The sequence below is a fragment of the Lichenihabitans sp. PAMC28606 genome (assembly GCF_020616535.1).
GTDB lineage: Bacteria > Pseudomonadota > Alphaproteobacteria > Rhizobiales > Beijerinckiaceae > Lichenihabitans > Lichenihabitans psoromatis.
The window spans coordinates 2471772-2487332 of record NZ_CP085136.1; the positions used below are offsets into that span (position 1 = coordinate 2471772).

At 65.4% G+C, this 15561-nt stretch carries 14 protein-coding genes; 8 read left to right on the forward strand and 6 right to left on the reverse strand.

Annotation, left to right across the window (positions count from 1 at the left end; translation table 11 throughout):
- Positions 1 to 2 precede the first annotated feature (2 nt).
- The 4 genes from LGH83_RS11685 to LGH83_RS11700 all read left to right on the forward strand — a co-directional run bounded on the left by LGH83_RS11685 (position 3) and on the right by LGH83_RS11700 (position 3923).
- Positions 3 to 1304, forward strand: a complete 1302-nt coding sequence (locus LGH83_RS11685; protein WP_227398827.1) for an ABC transporter substrate-binding protein — start codon at positions 3 to 5, stop codon at positions 1302 to 1304.
- A gap of 84 nt (positions 1305 to 1388) precedes the next feature.
- Positions 1389 to 2324 carry an ABC transporter permease gene (locus LGH83_RS11690; protein ID WP_227398828.1) on the forward strand — a complete coding sequence of 312 codons (936 nt, stop codon included), beginning with the start codon at positions 1389 to 1391 and terminating at the stop codon, positions 2322 to 2324.
- 1 nt (position 2325) lies between these two features.
- The gene (locus tag LGH83_RS11695; RefSeq protein WP_131114235.1) at positions 2326 to 3216 is read left to right on the forward strand and encodes an ABC transporter permease; all 891 of its coding nucleotides are present in this window, start codon (positions 2326 to 2328) and stop codon (positions 3214 to 3216) included.
- Positions 3216 to 3923, forward strand: coding sequence for an aspartate/glutamate racemase family protein (locus LGH83_RS11700; protein WP_227398829.1), 708 nt, complete (start codon positions 3216 to 3218; stop codon positions 3921 to 3923). The genes LGH83_RS11695 and LGH83_RS11700 overlap by 1 nt, the downstream gene beginning before the upstream one ends.
- Here LGH83_RS11700 and xdhC read toward each other — a convergent pair.
- The 3 genes from xdhC to xdhA form a co-directional block, all read right to left on the reverse strand.
- Complete coding sequence (gene xdhC / locus LGH83_RS11705; protein ID WP_227398830.1) at positions 3899 to 4798, reverse strand: xanthine dehydrogenase accessory protein XdhC; 900 nt, start codon at positions 4796 to 4798, stop codon at positions 3899 to 3901. The two genes, LGH83_RS11700 and xdhC, sit on opposite strands and share 25 nt — an antisense overlap.
- Positions 4795 to 7074: a xanthine dehydrogenase molybdopterin binding subunit gene (xdhB, locus tag LGH83_RS11710; RefSeq protein WP_227401820.1), complete on the reverse strand. Its 2280-nt coding sequence runs from the start codon at positions 7072 to 7074 to the stop codon at positions 4795 to 4797. Before xdhB ends, xdhC begins: the two co-directional genes overlap by 4 nt.
- Before the next feature lie 88 nt (positions 7075 to 7162).
- Positions 7163 to 8689, reverse strand: a complete 1527-nt coding sequence (gene xdhA, locus LGH83_RS11715; protein WP_413771039.1) for a xanthine dehydrogenase small subunit — start codon at positions 8687 to 8689, stop codon at positions 7163 to 7165.
- A 172-nt stretch (positions 8690 to 8861) separates the two neighbouring features.
- On the opposite strand from xdhA, the gene uraH reads away from it, so the two are divergent.
- Genes uraH through LGH83_RS11730 form a run of 3 tightly spaced genes read left to right on the forward strand, consistent with a single transcriptional unit; the run spans position 8862 to position 11955 of the window.
- The gene (uraH, locus tag LGH83_RS11720; protein WP_227398831.1) at positions 8862 to 9218 is read left to right on the forward strand and encodes a hydroxyisourate hydrolase; all 357 of its coding nucleotides are present in this window, start codon (positions 8862 to 8864) and stop codon (positions 9216 to 9218) included.
- Between the two features lie 5 nt (positions 9219 to 9223).
- Complete coding sequence (gene puuE / locus LGH83_RS11725) at positions 9224 to 10657, forward strand: allantoinase PuuE (RefSeq protein WP_227401822.1); 1434 nt, start codon at positions 9224 to 9226, stop codon at positions 10655 to 10657.
- A 47-nt stretch (positions 10658 to 10704) separates the two neighbouring features.
- On the forward strand, positions 10705 to 11955 hold the full coding sequence (locus tag LGH83_RS11730) for a M20/M25/M40 family metallo-hydrolase (RefSeq protein WP_227398832.1): 1251 nt from the start codon (positions 10705 to 10707) through the stop codon (positions 11953 to 11955).
- Here the strand turns inward: LGH83_RS11730 and LGH83_RS11735 are convergent.
- The 3 genes from LGH83_RS11735 to LGH83_RS11745 all read right to left on the reverse strand — a co-directional run bounded on the left by LGH83_RS11735 (position 11952) and on the right by LGH83_RS11745 (position 14206).
- Positions 11952 to 12683, reverse strand: coding sequence for a pseudouridine synthase (locus tag LGH83_RS11735; RefSeq protein WP_227401823.1), 732 nt, complete (start codon positions 12681 to 12683; stop codon positions 11952 to 11954). The two genes, LGH83_RS11730 and LGH83_RS11735, sit on opposite strands and share 4 nt — an antisense overlap.
- 17 nt (positions 12684 to 12700) lie before the next feature.
- Positions 12701 to 13621, reverse strand: coding sequence for a class I SAM-dependent methyltransferase (locus LGH83_RS11740; RefSeq protein ID WP_413771040.1), 921 nt, complete (start codon positions 13619 to 13621; stop codon positions 12701 to 12703).
- Positions 13622 to 13729: 108 nt separating this feature from the next.
- Positions 13730 to 14206, reverse strand: a complete 477-nt coding sequence (locus tag LGH83_RS11745; RefSeq protein WP_227398833.1) for a cupin domain-containing protein — start codon at positions 14204 to 14206, stop codon at positions 13730 to 13732.
- A 345-nt stretch (positions 14207 to 14551) separates the two neighbouring features.
- Between LGH83_RS11745 and LGH83_RS11750 the strand changes: the two genes are divergently transcribed.
- Positions 14552 to 15559, forward strand: a complete 1008-nt coding sequence (locus LGH83_RS11750) for an ABC transporter substrate-binding protein (RefSeq protein WP_227401825.1) — start codon at positions 14552 to 14554, stop codon at positions 15557 to 15559.
- Positions 15560 to 15561 lie beyond the last annotated feature (2 nt).

A 15561-nucleotide genomic window follows, 5' to 3' on the forward strand; every position in this document is an offset into this window, starting at 1 on the left:
TCATGTCGGACGAGATCTCAAAGTCGAATGTTTCACGACGTCGCCTGCTGCAGGGCGTTGGTGCGGTCGCGGGCGCGGGGATCGGCCTCGGGATCGGCGAATCCAAGCGCTCCCTGTTCCCGGCGCCCGCCGTCTGGGCGCAAGACGCCAAAGTGCTGCGCTATCTGTCGACGGCCACCAATCAATCGCCCGACATCGTCAAAAAGGCCTTCGAGGACACCGGGATCAAGATTGAATATGTGACCGTCACGACCGACGACGTCACCAAGCGGGTCATCACGCAGCCGAGCTCCTTCGACCTCGTCGATACCGAATATTTCAGCCTGAAGAAGCTGGTTCCGTCGGGCAACCTTCTCGCGATGGACGCCAAGAAGATCAAACTGTTCGACAAGATCACGCCGGTCATCACCAAGGGCCAACTCGCCAACGGCAAAGTCATCGGCGACCAGGGGACAGCGCCCAAGAAAGTCATGTTCGTCGAAGGTAAGGGTTCGACGAAATTCGCCACCGAGATGACCGAATGGGCGACGCTCATTCCCACGACCTATAATGCCGACACGCTCGGCATCCGGCCCGACCTGATCGGTCGGCCGATCAACAGCTGGGCCGAATTGCTGAACCCGCAATTCAAGGGCAAAGCTTCGATCCTCAACATCCCCTCGATCGGCATCATGGACGCCGCGATGGTGATCGAAGCAACCGGCCAGCATAAATACGCCGACAAGGGCAACATGACCCGCGCCGAGATCGACATGACCACGAAAGTGCTGACCGAGGCCAAGAAGGCCGGCCAGTTCCGCGCCTTCTGGTCGGACTTCAACGAGAGCGTCAACCTGATGTCCTCGGGCGAAACCGTGATCCAGTCGATGTGGTCGCCGGCTGTCACGGCCGTCCGGTCGAAGGGCATCCCTTGCGTGTTCCAGCCGCTGAAGGAAGGCTATCGCTCGTGGGCGTCGGGCTTCGCGATCTCGAAAGCGGTCAAGAAGGACGATCTCGCCTATGAGTTCGTCAACTGGTTCCTGTCCGGCTGGGCCGGTGCCTACCTCAACCGCCAGGGCTATTATTCGGCCGTGCTCGACACCGCCAAGGCCAATATGGAACCCTACGAGTGGGCCTATTGGATGGAAGGTCAGCCGGCCGCGAAGGACATCCACGCGCCGGACGGCACCATTCTCGAAAAGGCCGGCTCGAAGCGTGACGGTGGCTCTTATGACGAACGCATGGGCGCCGTCGCGTGCTGGAACGCCGTGATGGACGAGAACGACTACATGGTCCGCAAGTGGAACGAGTTCATCGCGGCCTGATCGCTTCTCTGACGACAAGCGGCGTCGGGCTTCAGCCTGGCGCCACCTCTTTTTCCGATCCCTCAGCGAGAGCCGCAGACCCCCATGGCGGATCAGATCGTCGCCGCTCGCGGCAGGAGTAAGGTTCCCAAGGTCACGGCCACACGCCGCCCTTGGGCGATCTCGGCGCAACTGCAGGCCGCGCCGCTCGCGCTGGTCTTCATCGTGTTCTTCGTGATCCCGCTCGGGATCATCGTGCTGGTCAGCTTCCTCGATTATAACGATTACGCGATCCTGCCGACGCTCACGACCCGCAGCTATACCGAGACGTTCGAGGGCTGCATCGACCAACTACCCAACGTCTGCACGATCCTAAAAACCTATGCGACCACAGCACAATTCTGCTTCGCGGTGTGGCTGCTGACGCTGATCATCGGCTTCACGATCTCGTATTTTCTGGCATTCCACATTCGCTCGACCACGACCCAGATCGTGCTTGGGCTGCTCTGCACCATCCCGTTCTGGACCTCCAACGTCATCCGCATGATCTCGTGGATCCCGCTGCTCGGTCGCAACGGATTGATCAACCAGATCTTGATGGGGGCGCATATCATCAGCACCCCGATCGAGTGGCTGCTGTTTTCGGATTTCTCGGTGATGCTCGCTTTCGTGCACCTGTTCACCTTCTTCATGGTGGTGCCGATCCTGAACTCCATGCTGCGGATCGACCGCTCGCTCCTCGAGGCTGCTTTCGATGCGGGCGCCTCCGGCTGGCAGACGCTGTGGCATATCGTGGTGCCGCTGACCAAGCCCGGCATCGTCATCGGCTCGATCTTCGTGGTCACCATCGTGATGGGCGATTTCATCACCTTCGGGGTAATGGGCGGCCAACAGATCGCCTCCGCCGGCAAGATCATCGAGACCCGGCTGAATGCCCTGCAGTTTCCGCCTGCCGCCGCCAATGCGGTCATTCTTCTGGCCGTGACCCTGGTGGTCATCAGCCTGCTGACGCGGCTGGTCGACATCCGGAAGGAGCTCTGAGATGCGGGAGGGCCGGAGCGCCTCGTTCTATTGGCTGGCGGTCGTCTTCGGCCTCTATCTCGTGTTTCTCTATGGGCCGATGTTCGTCATCTTCGTGCTCTCGTTCCAAGGCCCGACGGGCGGCCTGACGTTCCCGATGAACGGCGTGTCGCTGCACTGGTTCGAGCGCCTGTTTTCGGGCGGCGGTACGGTCGATCTCGGCTCGGCATTCCGACGCTCGCTGATGCTCGGTCTCGTCGTCATGGTCCTGACCGTCATCCTGTCGACCATGGCGGGCCTTGCCTTCCGCCGCCGCTTCACCGGCCAGACCTTGCTGTTCTACGTGGCGATCGCGTCGCTCATCGTCCCCTCGATCATCACCTCGCTCGGCATCGCTCTGCAGTTTCGGCTCGTCGACGAAGGCGTCAAAGCGTTTCTGCCCGATTGGATGACCGAAAATTTCACGACCTCGCTCGGTCTGTTCACCTCGGGTCTTGGCGCGCATCTCACCTGGACGCTGCCGTTTGGCCTGCTCATCATGTTCGCGATCTTCAACCGCTTCGATAAGCGGCTGGAGGAAGCGGCGCGCGACCTCGGGGCCACGCCGTGGCAGACCTTCCGCTTCGTGCTGCTGCCGATGATTCTGCCGTCCCTGGTCGGCGTCGGTCTGTTCGGCTTCACCCTGTCGTGGGACGAGATCGCCCGCTCGAGCCAGACGATCGGCGCGGACGAGACACTACCGATCGAGTTGCGGGCGCTCACCACCACGGTCACGACACCGGAGATTTATGCGCTCGGCACGGCCACCACCGCCGTCTCGATGCTGATCATCATCCTGGCGCTCGTCGTGATGCTGGTGCTCCGCGCCCGGCAGGCCCGGCATGGGTCGGATGCGGGGCAAGGGGCCGTCTGATGCGGATCGTCGTTGTCAATCCGAACACCACCGCCTCGATGACGCGCAAGATCGGTGAAGCGGCACGGCTCGTCGCATCCCCCGGCACGACCATCATGGCCGTGAACCCCTTGAGCGGACCGGCCTCGATCGAGGGGTTCTATGATGGGGCGCTCGCGGTCCCCGGCCTGTTGAGCCTCATGGCCGACCATCGCGAGGGATCCGCCGCCCCCGGTGATGCCTTCGTGATCGGCTGCTTCGACGATACCGGCCTCGACGCAGCCCGTTGCCTGACCGACAAACCGGTTATCGGGATCGGCGAGGCCGCCTTCCACATGGCCTCGATGCTCGGGCGGCGGTTCTCGGTCGTCACCACCTTGTCGCGCTCCGTCGCCGGCATCGAAGCCAATTTGACGTCCTACGGCCTGATGGCGCGATGCGGGCGGGTGCGGGCCACCGATATCCCGGTGCTCGATCTCGAAGACCCGCGATCCGGCGCACGCGGCAAGATCGACGCCGAAATCGATGCCGCATTGAAGCAGGATCATGCGGACGTGATCGTGCTCGGCTGTGCCGGTATGGCCGATCTTGCAGCCGACCTGTCGCGGCAATTCGGCGTTCCGGTCATCGACGGGGTCGCGGCGGCCGTGAAGCTCGGCGAGGCGATGGCGGGCTTGGGTCTCAAGACCTCGAAACGCGGCGCTTATGCGGTTCCGCGCGAGAAATAGGATGAGGCCGTCACGGTCGCCTGCGCCGAGGGCTCGGCTTTGGTGATCCGCGTCCGCACCACCGGCTCGGCGAAAACTTCGATCAATTCGGCTGCCGTCAGCGCCGCGATCACCTCGGGGCGTTTGTCCCGGATGCCGCGATCGCCAATCGGGCAGACGAGACGGGCGATGGCCGCCTCGCCGATCCCGACGTCCCGGAACGCCTGTTCGAAACGCCGGCGTTTGCTGTGCGATCCGATCAGCCCGACATAGGCGAAATCCGCGCGCTCCAAAGCGGCGGCGGTCACAAGGCTGTCGAGCGCGTGACTATGCGTCATAACCAGACACGCCGATCCCGCTGCTGCCGCATCGATCTCGGCTTGCCAGGCACTCGAGACGACCCGTTCGACGGAACCGGCCACGCTAGCGTCAAATTCATCCGCGCGCGCGTCGATCCAGCGGGTCCGCAACGGCAGCGGTGCCAGCGCGCGAGCCACCGCCCGCCCAACATGGCCGGCGCCGAACAGGAGCACCAGGGGCAACGGCAGGTCGTCGGCCATCTCCTGTGCCTCGATCACCCGCTCGTCAGCCCGCTCGGCCAGCAGAACCACATGCCCGCCGCAACATTGCCCGAGCGCGGGACCGAGCGCCACGCTCCAGCGGTGCGCCGAACTGCCATCGGCCAGCAACCGCCGCGCCTCGGCGACGGCGTCAAGCTCGAGCCGTCCGCCCCCGATCGTGCCGCGCATCGCATCCTGCGTCACCAGCATGGCGGCACCCGCCTCACGTGGGGTCGATCCTCTCGCCTGCTCGATGACGACGCGGACGACCGGTACGCCGTCGGCCATCCACCGACGCATCAAAGGCGCCAGTGCACCGGGTCGGGTCGCGCTCACGGCCAAGCCGTCTGCCGCAGCCGCTCGATCGTGGCCAGCACCATCTCGGGCGTGGCGGGGGCGTCGAGCTTCGGACAGAGACGGTAATCGGCGACGCTTGCGATTGCGTCGGACAACGCGTGCAACACCGAAATGCCGAGCATGAAGGGCGGCTCACCGACCGCTTTCGAGCGGAAGATCGTATCCTCCCGGTTCGGCGCGTCCTCGAGCAGATGCACGTTGAAGATACGAGGACGATCGCCGCAGGCCGGGATCTTGTAGGTGCTCGGCGCATGGGTCCGCAGCCGACCCGAAGCGTCCCACACGAGCTCCTCGGTCGTGAGCCAGCCAGCACCCTGCACGAAGCCGCCCTCGACTTGGCCGATATCGATCTCCGGATGCAGCGAGCGACCGGCATCATGCAGGATATCGACGCGCTCGATGCGGGATTCACCGGTCAGGATATCGACCGCTACCTCCGAACAGGCGGCCCCGTAGGCAAAATAGAAGAACGGTCGCCCCTGCCCCGTGTCGCGGTCCCAATGGATCTTCGGAGTCTTGTAGAAGCCCGTCGCCGAGAGCGACACGCGGGCCATATAGGCCTGCTTGACGAGCGTGCGGAACGAGACCTCCTCGGCCCCAACCCGAACGCGGTTCGGCCGAAATTCGACCTCGGTTTCGGCAACGCCCCAGTGCTCGGCCGCAAAAGCGATCAGCCTCGCCTTCAGGGTCGTCACGGCCGCCAGCGCCGCCATGCCGTTGAGATCCGCTCCGGAGGAGGCCGCCGTCGCGGAGGTGTTCGGCACTTTGCCGGTGCTGGTCGCCAGCACCTTGATGCGATCGAGGTCGAGTTGCAGCTCCTCGGCCACGACCCTGGCGACCTTGGCGAACAGGCCCTGCCCCATCTCGGTGCCGCCGTGGTTCAGATGCACGCTGCCATCGTTGTAGATGTGGATCAGCGCGCCAGCCTGATTGTAATGCGTCGCCGTGAACGAGATGCCGAACTTGACCGGCGTCAGCGCGATGCCGCGTTTGATGATGCGGCTGGTCGCGTTGGCGGCGCGGATCGCGGCGCGCCGGGCCGCATAGTCACTCGAGGCTTCGAGCTTGGCCACGAGATCGGCGATGATGTTGTCGTCGACGACCTGATGGTAGGGCGTCGTATCCCGCGTGCCGATGCCATAGAAGTTGCGCTTGCGAACCTCGAGCGGATCGAGCCCGGTCGCAAAGGCGACCTCCTCGATGATCCGCTCCGCTCCGACCATGCCTTGAGGGCCGCCGAAACCCCGGAACGCGGTATTCGAGACCGTATGGGTCTTCAGCGGCAGGGACGAGAGTTCGACGTCGGGGTAGAAGTAGCAATTGTCGGCATGGAACAGCGCCCGATCGGTCACCGGGCCGGAGAGATCGGCCGAATAACCGCAGCGCGCCGCGATCCGCATCCGCACGGCATCGATCCGCCCATCGTCGCGATAGCCGACCTCGTAGTCGAGCATGACATCGTGCCGCTTGCCCGTCATGATCATATCGTCGTCGCGATCGAGCCGCAGCTTGGCGGCGAGTCCAGTCTTCTGCGCCACGATTGCGGCGAGGCACGCGAAGGCATTGGCCTGCGTTTCCTTACCGCCGAAGCCGCCGCCCATGCGCCGCACCTCGACCAGGACCGAATGGTTCGGAACGCCGAGCACATGCGCGACGAGATGTTGCGTCTCGCTGGGATGCTGGGTGGAGGACCACACCTTCACGTCGCCGTCCTCGCCCGGCTCCGCGAGCGCGATCTGACCTTCGAGGTAGAAATGATCCTGGCCGCCGACCCGCATCCGGCCGCTCAACGACGATGGCGCGGCGGCCAGTCCGCGCGCGGCATCGCCCCGCCGCAAGGTCAGAGGCTCGGTCACCAGCCGCCCCTCGGGCAAGGCCGCGTCGATGTCGAGAAGCGCCGGGAGATCCTCATAGGTCACGATGGCGCGCCGCGCCGCTGCGCGGGCCGCCCTGCGGGAGTGCGCCGCGACCGCGAATAACGGCTGGCCGAGAAACTCGACGAGATCGGTCGCGAGCAGCGGTTCGTCATGTCGGTTGGTCGGGCTGATCTGATTGGTACCCGGCACATCCTGCCCGGTCAGCACCAGCAAGACGCCGGGGCTGGCCCGCACGGGGTCGAGGTCAATCGACAGAACCCGCGCATGGGCGCGTTCGCTCAGCCCGAGATAGACATGCAGCATGCCGGTCGGCTCGGGCAGATCGTCGATATAGGCGGCCTCGCCCGCCACATGCTTGTGGGCGCTGTCGTGCCGCATCGGCACCTTGATGGTAGCCTCGGCCGTATCGTTGGCATAAGGGTCGGGGTTGTGCGGCTCGGGCAATGGCACCGTCGGGGCGGGTCGGTCAAGCATGGGCCAGCCTCCGGTCGCCGACGAGCCTCGTTTCGACGTCGCGCATCGTGGTTTCGACGAACAGGCGTTCGAGAAGATTGCCCGCAACGGTCATCCGATAATCCGCGCTGGCCCGCATGTCGCTAAGCGGCTTGAAATCCTCACCCATCGCCTGCTGGGCCGCCTGCAGGGTCATCTCGGTCCAGGGCTGGCCCCGCAACGCCGCCTCGGTCGCGAGCGCCCGCTTCGGCGTCGCCGCCATACCGCCGAATGCGACACGTGCCTCCGCGATCAGATCACCCTCCAGATCGAGCCGGAACGCACCCATCACGGCCGAGATGTCCTGATCGAACCGCTTGCTGACCTTGTAGCCACGCAGCTTTGCGCCGGCTTTCAGCGTCGGCACCGAGACGCGCTCGACGAACTCGCTCGCCTGCCGATCCTGCTTGCCGTAGGCGACGAAGAAATCCTCGAGCGGCAGCGCCCGCCTCACGAGGCCGCGCCGCAGATGCAACGTCGCCCCGAGCGCGATCAGCATCGGCGGGCTGTCGCCAATGGGCGACCCGTTGGCGATATTGCCGCCAATCGTCCCCATATTGCGAACCTGGACCGAGCCGAGCCGCCGCAAGACCTCGCCGAAATCGGGGTAAAGCGCCGAGAGCCGTTCCATGGCGCGGGCATAGGTGACACCTGCCCCGATCTCGATGCGGGTGGCGCTCTCCTCGATGCGGTCGAGCTCGCGGAGGCGTCCGGTCCAAACCAGCGACGTCAGGGGTCGGAATTGCTTGGTGACCCAGAGCCCGACGTCGGTCGAGCCGGCCACGATGGTGGCGGTCGGCTCCTCGACCAGGATCTCGGCGAACCGATCGAGCGTGGCGGGGGCCTGGAATGTGCCGCCGTCGCCCTCAATGGTCATGTCGCGACCATCGTCGAGGGCCCGCAAGCGCGCCAGCGTCTCGGCTTCTCGCTGGTCGAAATGATCGGTCCCGCCGGACGCAAAGACCTGCTGCGCGGCCCGCACGATCGGCGCATAACCGGTGCAGCGGCAGAGGTTGCCCGCAAGACTGTCGTCGATCACCTGTTCGGACGGACAATCCGGATGCGTTTTCACCATAGCCAGCATCGACATGACGAAACCCGGCGTGCAGAAGCCGCATTGCGACCCGTGACACTCCACCATCGCGCGCTGCACCGGATGTAATTCGCCGTCCGGACCCTTGAGGTCCTCGACCGTAAGCAATTGGCAGCCATCGAGCGTGCCGACGAACTGGATACAGCTGTTGACCGCCCGATAGGTCAGGCGATCGCCGTCGGGGCGAACCACAACCACCGTACAGGCTCCGCAATCGCCCTCGTTGCAGCCTTCCTTGGTGCCGGTTCGGCGCGCTGGGCCACGCAACCAGTCGAGGACCGTGAGCGTGGGCGCGACATGACGCAATTCCTGCGGCTCATCGCCCAGCATAAAGCGGATCGTCGATCGATCGACTGCCGCAGGCGGGTCCCGGGGCGGCGCCGAAGCGGGAAAACGAGACGAGGTCATACGGGGGTCGCTCCTTTCCTGGCCTATGCGGATCGAGGTTGCACGAAGCGGATCACGTTTTCCTTAAGGGTTCAACCCGGAGGGGAGCATGCCGACGCCGCAGGGGTCCCTTCCCATTTTGTCGTGAGCAGAGCAGGATATCGCGGACCAACACCGTCGAGCCAGGACCGCGATGCCCCGATTATCGACCCATGTGCTCGATACCGCCAACGGCCGCCCGGCCGCGGGCGTGGCTCTGACCCTGACCAGGATCGCACCGGACGGCAGCCGGATCGTCATGGTCGAGACGCACACGAACGCGGACGGTCGGACCGATGCGCCGCTGCTCGGCGGCGACGCCCTGCCGTTGGGCTGTTTCGAGATCGCGTTTGCTGTGGGGGCTTATTTCAAGTCGCTGGGGTCAGAGCTTGCAGACCCGGCCTTTTTGGACGTGGTGCCGGTCCGGTTCGGCATCGCCGATCCGCAAGGTCATTACCACGTCCCGCTCCTGGTTTCGCCGTGGAGCTACGCGACCTATCGGGGAAGCTGACCGCCATGTTTTCGCTCGACCAGCCCTATCCGCGCGACCTCGTCGGCTATGGCCGTACCCCACCGCAGGCTGATTGGCCGAATGGCGCCCGCGTCGCGGTCCAGTTCGTCATCAACTACGAGGAAGGCGGGGAAAATTCGATCCTGCATGGCGATGCGGCCTCGGAAGCGTTTCTGTCCGAGATCGTCGGCGCGCAAGCCTGGCCTGGCCAGCGCCACGTCAATATGGAATCGATCTACGACTATGGCGCGCGCTCGGGCTTCTGGCGCCTGTGGCGGATGTTCACGGCCCGCAATCTCCCGGTCACGGTGTTCGGCGTGGCCACTGCGATGGCGCGCAACCCCGAGGTCGTGGCAGCCATGACCGAAGCCGGTTGGGAGATCGCGACCCATGGCCTGAAATGGATCGACTACCGCGATTACACGATCGAGGCCGAACGCGCCCACATCGACGAAGCGATCGCGATTCACACTCGGCTCGTGGGCGAGCGCCCGCTCGGCCTCTATCAGGGTCGCACCTCGGTGAATTCGATCCGCATCGGCGCCGAAGAGGGCGGGTTTCTCTACCTGGCCGACGTTTACGCGGATGAGTTGCCCTATTGGATCGACGTGTCGGGCCGCACGCAGTTGATGGTGCCCTACACGCTCGACGCCAACGATATGCGGTTCGCGACCCCGCAAGGCTTCAACAGCGGCGATCAGTTCTTCGCCTATCTGAAGGATAGTTTCGACGTACTCTATCGCGAGGGCGGCGAGGGCCGTCCCGCCATGATGTCGATCGGGCTCCATTGCCGCCTCGTCGGCCGACCCGGTCGGGCCGCAGCGCTGGAGCGCTTTCTCGATTACGTGCAATCGCACGACCACGCCTGGGTGACGCGACGGCTCGATATCGCCCGCCATTGGGTGCATCGCCATCCACCGGCCGGCGGTTTCGTGCCGAGCCGGATGGGCCGCGCGCTGTTCGTGGAGGTGTTCGGTCCCGTCTTCGAGCATACGCCCGCTGTTGCCGAGCGGGCGTATGCGGCCTGGATCGGGCCAGCGCAGGACCATGCCGAGGGGCTCCACAGCGCGATGGTCGCGGCGATGCGCGCGCTGCCGTCCGACCAGCAGGATCGGCTGATCGCGGCGCATCCGGATCTCGCGGGACGCCTCGCTCTCGCGGGCGAACTCGCTACCGCCTCAACCCGCGAACAAAGCGGGGCCGGGCTCGACCGGCTGGATGCGACGGAACTCACGCGGTTCACCCGGTTGAACGACGCCTATCGGGCGCATTTCGGTTTTCCGTTCATCATCGCGGTCAAAGGGCTCGGCAAAGCCGACATCCTGGCCGCTTTCGAGACGCGCCTTCACAACGACCATGCGGCCGAACGCGCCGAGGCACTGCGCCAGATCGAGCGGATCGCGCTCCTGCGGCTTCGCGATTTGCTACCCGAGGGTTGATCCGTGCCGACGGATCGCGCACACCACAGCCCTCACCAGAGTTTCGCATGACCGACCTCAGCCCCGATATAACCGCCGCGATCCACGCCTTTCTGGATAGCCAAACCAACCGTCAGGTCGCCCTGCTGGCCGAACTCGTCAAGGTGCCGTCCGACAATCCGGCCGGCGATTGCGCGCCGCATGGCGAGCGCACCGCCACACTGCTCGAAGGCCTGGGCCTCACGGTCGAGCGCCACCCCGTCGACGCGAAGCTTTGCGTGCAACACGGCATGGTCAGCGCCACCAATCTCATCGTGAGGCGGCGCTTCGGCGAGGGGCCGGTGATCGCGCTCAACGCCCATGGCGACGTCGTGCCTCCGGGCGAAGGCTGGACGCACGATCCCTATGGGGCCGAGATCGTCGACGGCTGGATGATCGGGCGCGGCGTCGCCGTGTCGAAATCCGACATCGCCACCTACACCTTCGCGCTGCTGGCCATCGAGGCCACGAACGTTCCCCTGCGGGGCACGATCGAACTCCACATCACCTATGACGAAGAGGCTGGGGGCGAGATCGGCCCAGCCCTGTTGCTCGGCACCGGCCTGTCAAAGCCCGACCTGTCGATCGGCGCCGGCTTTTCCTATGCGGTGGTGACGGCTCATAACGGCTGCCTGCATCTCGAGATCGAGGTGACGGGCCGCTCCGCCCATGCGGCCATGCCGTTCACCGGCGTCGACGCGCTGGAAGCCTCGACCGCGATCCTGTCGGCGCTCTACGCCTCGCGCGCCGCGCTGAAGCATCAGGTCTCGGCCATCAAGGGGATTGGCAGCCCGCAACTGACGATCGGGCTCATCAAGGGCGGCATCAACACCAACGTGGTGCCGGACCGAGTGACGTTCCGGCTCGACCGCCGCATGATCCCCGAAGAGCGTCCCGAGGATGTCGAGAAGGATCTGCGAGCCGTCATCGCAGACGCGGCTCGTGGCTTCGCCAATGCCAAAGTCGAGGTGCGCCGCATCCTGCTGGCCCAGCCTCTGGTGCCGCTCGACGGCGGGCAGCGGCTTGCCGATCTGCTCTGCGCCCATGCCAGCAGCATCATGGGCGAGACCGTGACGACGACGGGCGTGCCGCTCTACACCGACGCCCGACATTATGCCGAGGCGGGCGTGCCGGTGGTGCTTTACGGCGCTGGGCCGCATACGATCGAGGAGGCCAACGCCCACCGGGCCGACGAGCGCCTGCCGCTATCGGATCTCCGCAAGGCCACCGAGGTCGTCGCCCTGACGCTCGTCGAACTGCTGGGGTCAGCGAAACCCTAAACTCGTTCGGGTGGTGCGAACACCGCGTCGATCGCGGCCGCATCCAGCACCCGATAAGCCCCCGGCGCGAGATCGTCCGGCAGGCCGAGCGCGCCAATGCGCTCGCGATGGAGCTTGTTGACGTGATTGCCGACCGCCGCGAACATGCGGCGGACCTGATGATAGCGCCCCTCCGTGATGGTCAGGGCCACGGTCGTGCCATCAAGCGGGTCGAGCAGCGCCGGCCGCAATGGCTTGGTTTCGCCCTCGAGCATCAGGGTGCCGGCCGCGAAGATCGCGGCCTCGTCGCCGCGCAGCGGTCGCGCCAGCGTCGCCCGATAGCGCTTGGCGATATGGGCCTTGGGCGAAATCACCCGATGCAGAAGATCGCCATCGTCGGTCATCAGCAGCAGGCCCGATGTTTCCTTGTCGAGCCGGCCGATGCTGGATATGGCCGGATCGCGCCCCCGCCAGCGGGTCGGCAGCAGGCTATAGACGACCGGTCCCGCCTCCTTATGCGAACAGGTGACGCCGAGCGGCTTGTTCAGCAGCAGCACCAGACCCTGTGGTGGGTCGAGCGGCGCACCATCGACGGTCATGCGGGCGGTGAGATCGGGCGTCACCGCGATCCGCTGCTCAGCATCGTCCAGCGCGATGCCGTCCAACACGACGCGACTGGCCCAAACCATGCCTTTCACCTCGCGGCGCGAGCCATAGCCGAGATTGGAGAGCATCCGGTCGACGCGCATCGCGCCCGGCGGCTTGCTCACTTCTGCGCCTCATAAATCTTGTAGCCTCCCGCATCGGCCACTGCGTTGATTCGCTTGAAAAGAGGCTTGAGCACCGCCTCGTAGGGCATGTGGCGGTTGGCCGTCAGCCAGCAGCGGCCACCCGTCCGTAGCGCCTCGGCGGCTCGCGTAATGAAGCTCTGACCGAGCGAGCGATCCTCCGTTCCAGCATCGTGGAAGGGCGGGTTCATGACCACGAAATCGAGCTGCGTCAGATCGGCGAGCCGGCCGCGACGCACATCCGCCCACCGGATCGTCGCGCGGGGATCGTCGACGTTATGGCGGGCGGCCGCGATCGCGCGGCGGTCGATGTCGATGAGGTCGAGATGCGTGACCTTCGGGGAGGTCAACACGGCGTTGGCTAGGATCCCGATGCCGCAGCCGAAATCGGCGCCGCGCCCGCTCAAGGCCGGCAGATGCTGAATCAGCAGCGCGCTGCCGGGATCGAGCCGATCCCAACTGAACACGCCGGGTTGCGACCAGACGCCGAGCGTCTCGATCCGCCGCAGTCCACCTTCGGCGATGGCGTCATCAAGGCCGATCACCTCGGATGGGCGAATACCGGTGCAGATTCGATGATGGCGGCGGCCTTCGTCGATCACGTCGCAGCCGAAATGCCGCAGCTCATCGCCGAGGCGCGAGCCGCCGCGGTCTTTCGGGGCCAGGATCGTGAAGGGCGCACCGGGGGCAAGCGCCCGAAGCGCCAACGCCATGGCGTAGCGGCGTTCGATCGTGCCGGGCGGCGCCAGCATCGTCAGGCTCTGCAGCGATCCTGGCGTTTTGTCGTCGAGCGCCGCGCCGCCTGGCACGAGGGGCGAAAACTGCACCGCGTCGGGCGCGGCCGCAAAGAGCGTATCGGGCAGGAAACCGTAGACGTTGTCGATGGTGCCGTCGCTCACGTCGAACCCTTCATCGCGGCCAAGACGTCTTGTCGGCCAAGACGATCCGACATGCCGCAAACACACGACGGGTTCAAGATTTTCCCTGCGGTCGGCCGGGCGACGCCCTCAGGCGACGCCTTTCGCCTTGCCGCTGGAGGCGGGCGCACGACCAAGCGCGCTGCGCGCCATGCGGTTCAGGCGGCGCGTGACCTTCAGCCCAAAGCTCATCGCCTTCGGGAACGGCTGCCGGAAGAACGCGAGCTTATGCACATAGGTCTCGACGCGCCATCGCACGCGCGATCCGGCCGGGAAAAAGACGATGTCGCCGACGCCGAGGTGCCGCGCCGGCCCATGCCCGTCATCGAGGATCACCGACCCTTCGAGGATATGGACCGTCTCATCGAGATCGTAGAACCAGTCGAACTCGCCCGTCGTGCAGTCCCACTCCATGGTGAAGGCGGTCCAGTCCTTGGAATGGGACAGGATGGCGTTGCGCGCCACCGGAGCACCGGAGACGACCCATTCAGGCACGATCGGCGCCAACGTCAGAGGCACGCCGGTCTTGGCGACCGCGATCGGAACGGGGGAGACGACAACGCTCACGGGCGAACTTTCTGACTGATGCGGAGCGGACAAAACTCGGACCGCCGACCCTGTTTCCTTGACGACCGTAACGCCCCGCGCGGCGTTCTGGCCAGAGAGGCGAGCGACGCGGCCGCCTATTTCTCCGTGAATGGGTAATGGAACACAACGATTGCGGATGAAGAAGCGGTCGCAGGCTGCAGCGACAAGGCGGCAAGACAACGGCCGCATGTGCGTCGAACGCGGCGCGATCGGCTTTGCGGCTTGTGCCGGCGAGGCGGCTGTGATTGAGGTCGCTGATCTTTCGCTCGACAGGGTGCCGTCGGGCCGGAGCGAGCGACAGTGCGGGAGAAGACGATGCTAGGCTTGCGGTCACTCGTGCTCGGCCTCGCGGCCGGACTGCTGTCGGCCACGATCGCTTATGCGGCGGATGCCATTCCGGTCCGGATCGGTGTCATCCCGGTGATCGGCGCGTCGCCGATCTTCGTGGCGAATGGCGAGGGCCTGCTCAAACAGGGCGGCTTGAACGCCACCTTCACGACCTTCGAGTCCGGCCCCAACATGATCCAGGCGCTCGCATCGGGCACGATCGACGTCTATGTGGCAGGCGTCGCACCATTGGCGGTCGCCCGGCAGAAGGGGATCGACGTCACGGTCGTGGCCAGCACCGCGATCGAAGAGATGGTGTTCGTCGCCAGTCCGAAACTTGCGGCTTACTTCACCCCCGGCACCAGCGCGGCCGACGCCTTCAAGGCCTTCCGGGCCAAGGAGGGTAAGCCCGCACGGCTCGCAACCCAGCCGCCCGGTTCCGTGCCGAACACCACCTTGCAACATTGGTTATGGGCCACGACCGGCACCGCGAAGACCGATGCCGATATCGTGCCGATGGGGATCGACGCGACCCAGCAGGCCGTGCTGACCGGCGCAGTCGATGGCGCCTCGATCCGCGAACCGGCGCTGACCATCGTGCAAAGCCGCAACCCAGGCATCAAGCTGATCGCCCTTGGCGGCGTCATGTTCCCCAACCAGCCCGGCACCGTCGTGGCCGTGAGCGGCGGCTTCGAGAAAGCCCATCCCGAGGCGGTCCAGAGCCTTGTCTCGGCCGTCATCAAAGCGACCGATATCCTGAAGGCCGACCCGGATCGCGCCGCGCCGTTCGTGGAAGCGGCGCTCGGCAAAGGCATCACCGACGTCGCGACGATCCGCAAGGCGCTGACCTCACCGGCCGCCACATTCGTCGCCGATCCGCGTGTCATCATCGATGCGACCCGCGCCATGCAGACCTTCCAGGTCTCGATCGGCACACTCGACAAGGATGTCTCGCTCGACGGGCTGTTCGATCCTCGCTTCTATGAGAAAGCCATCGCGCCTTGAGC

Bases quoted from the DNA above. Each gene is read 5' to 3' on its own strand.
- xdhB (WP_227401820.1), bottom strand. From the start codon at position 7,074: ATGCGGCACGACAGCGCCCACAAGCATGTGGCGGGCGAGGCCGCCTAT.
- LGH83_RS11685 (WP_227398827.1), top strand. From the start codon at position 3: ATGTCGGACGAGATCTCAAAGTCGAATGTTTCACGACGTCGCCTGCTG.
- xdhA (WP_413771039.1), bottom strand. From the start codon at position 8,689: ATGACCTCGTCTCGTTTTCCCGCTTCGGCGCCGCCCCGGGACCCGCCT.
- LGH83_RS11700 (WP_227398829.1), top strand. From the start codon at position 3,216: ATGCGGATCGTCGTTGTCAATCCGAACACCACCGCCTCGATGACGCGC.
- uraH (WP_227398831.1), top strand. From the start codon at position 8,862: ATGCCCCGATTATCGACCCATGTGCTCGATACCGCCAACGGCCGCCCG.
- puuE (WP_227401822.1), top strand. From the start codon at position 9,224: ATGTTTTCGCTCGACCAGCCCTATCCGCGCGACCTCGTCGGCTATGGC.
- LGH83_RS11730 (WP_227398832.1), top strand. From the start codon at position 10,705: ATGACCGACCTCAGCCCCGATATAACCGCCGCGATCCACGCCTTTCTG.
- LGH83_RS11735 (WP_227401823.1), bottom strand. From the start codon at position 12,683: ATGCGCGTCGACCGGATGCTCTCCAATCTCGGCTATGGCTCGCGCCGC.
- LGH83_RS11690 (WP_227398828.1), top strand. From the start codon at position 1,389: ATGGCGGATCAGATCGTCGCCGCTCGCGGCAGGAGTAAGGTTCCCAAG.
- LGH83_RS11695 (WP_131114235.1), top strand. From the start codon at position 2,326: ATGCGGGAGGGCCGGAGCGCCTCGTTCTATTGGCTGGCGGTCGTCTTC.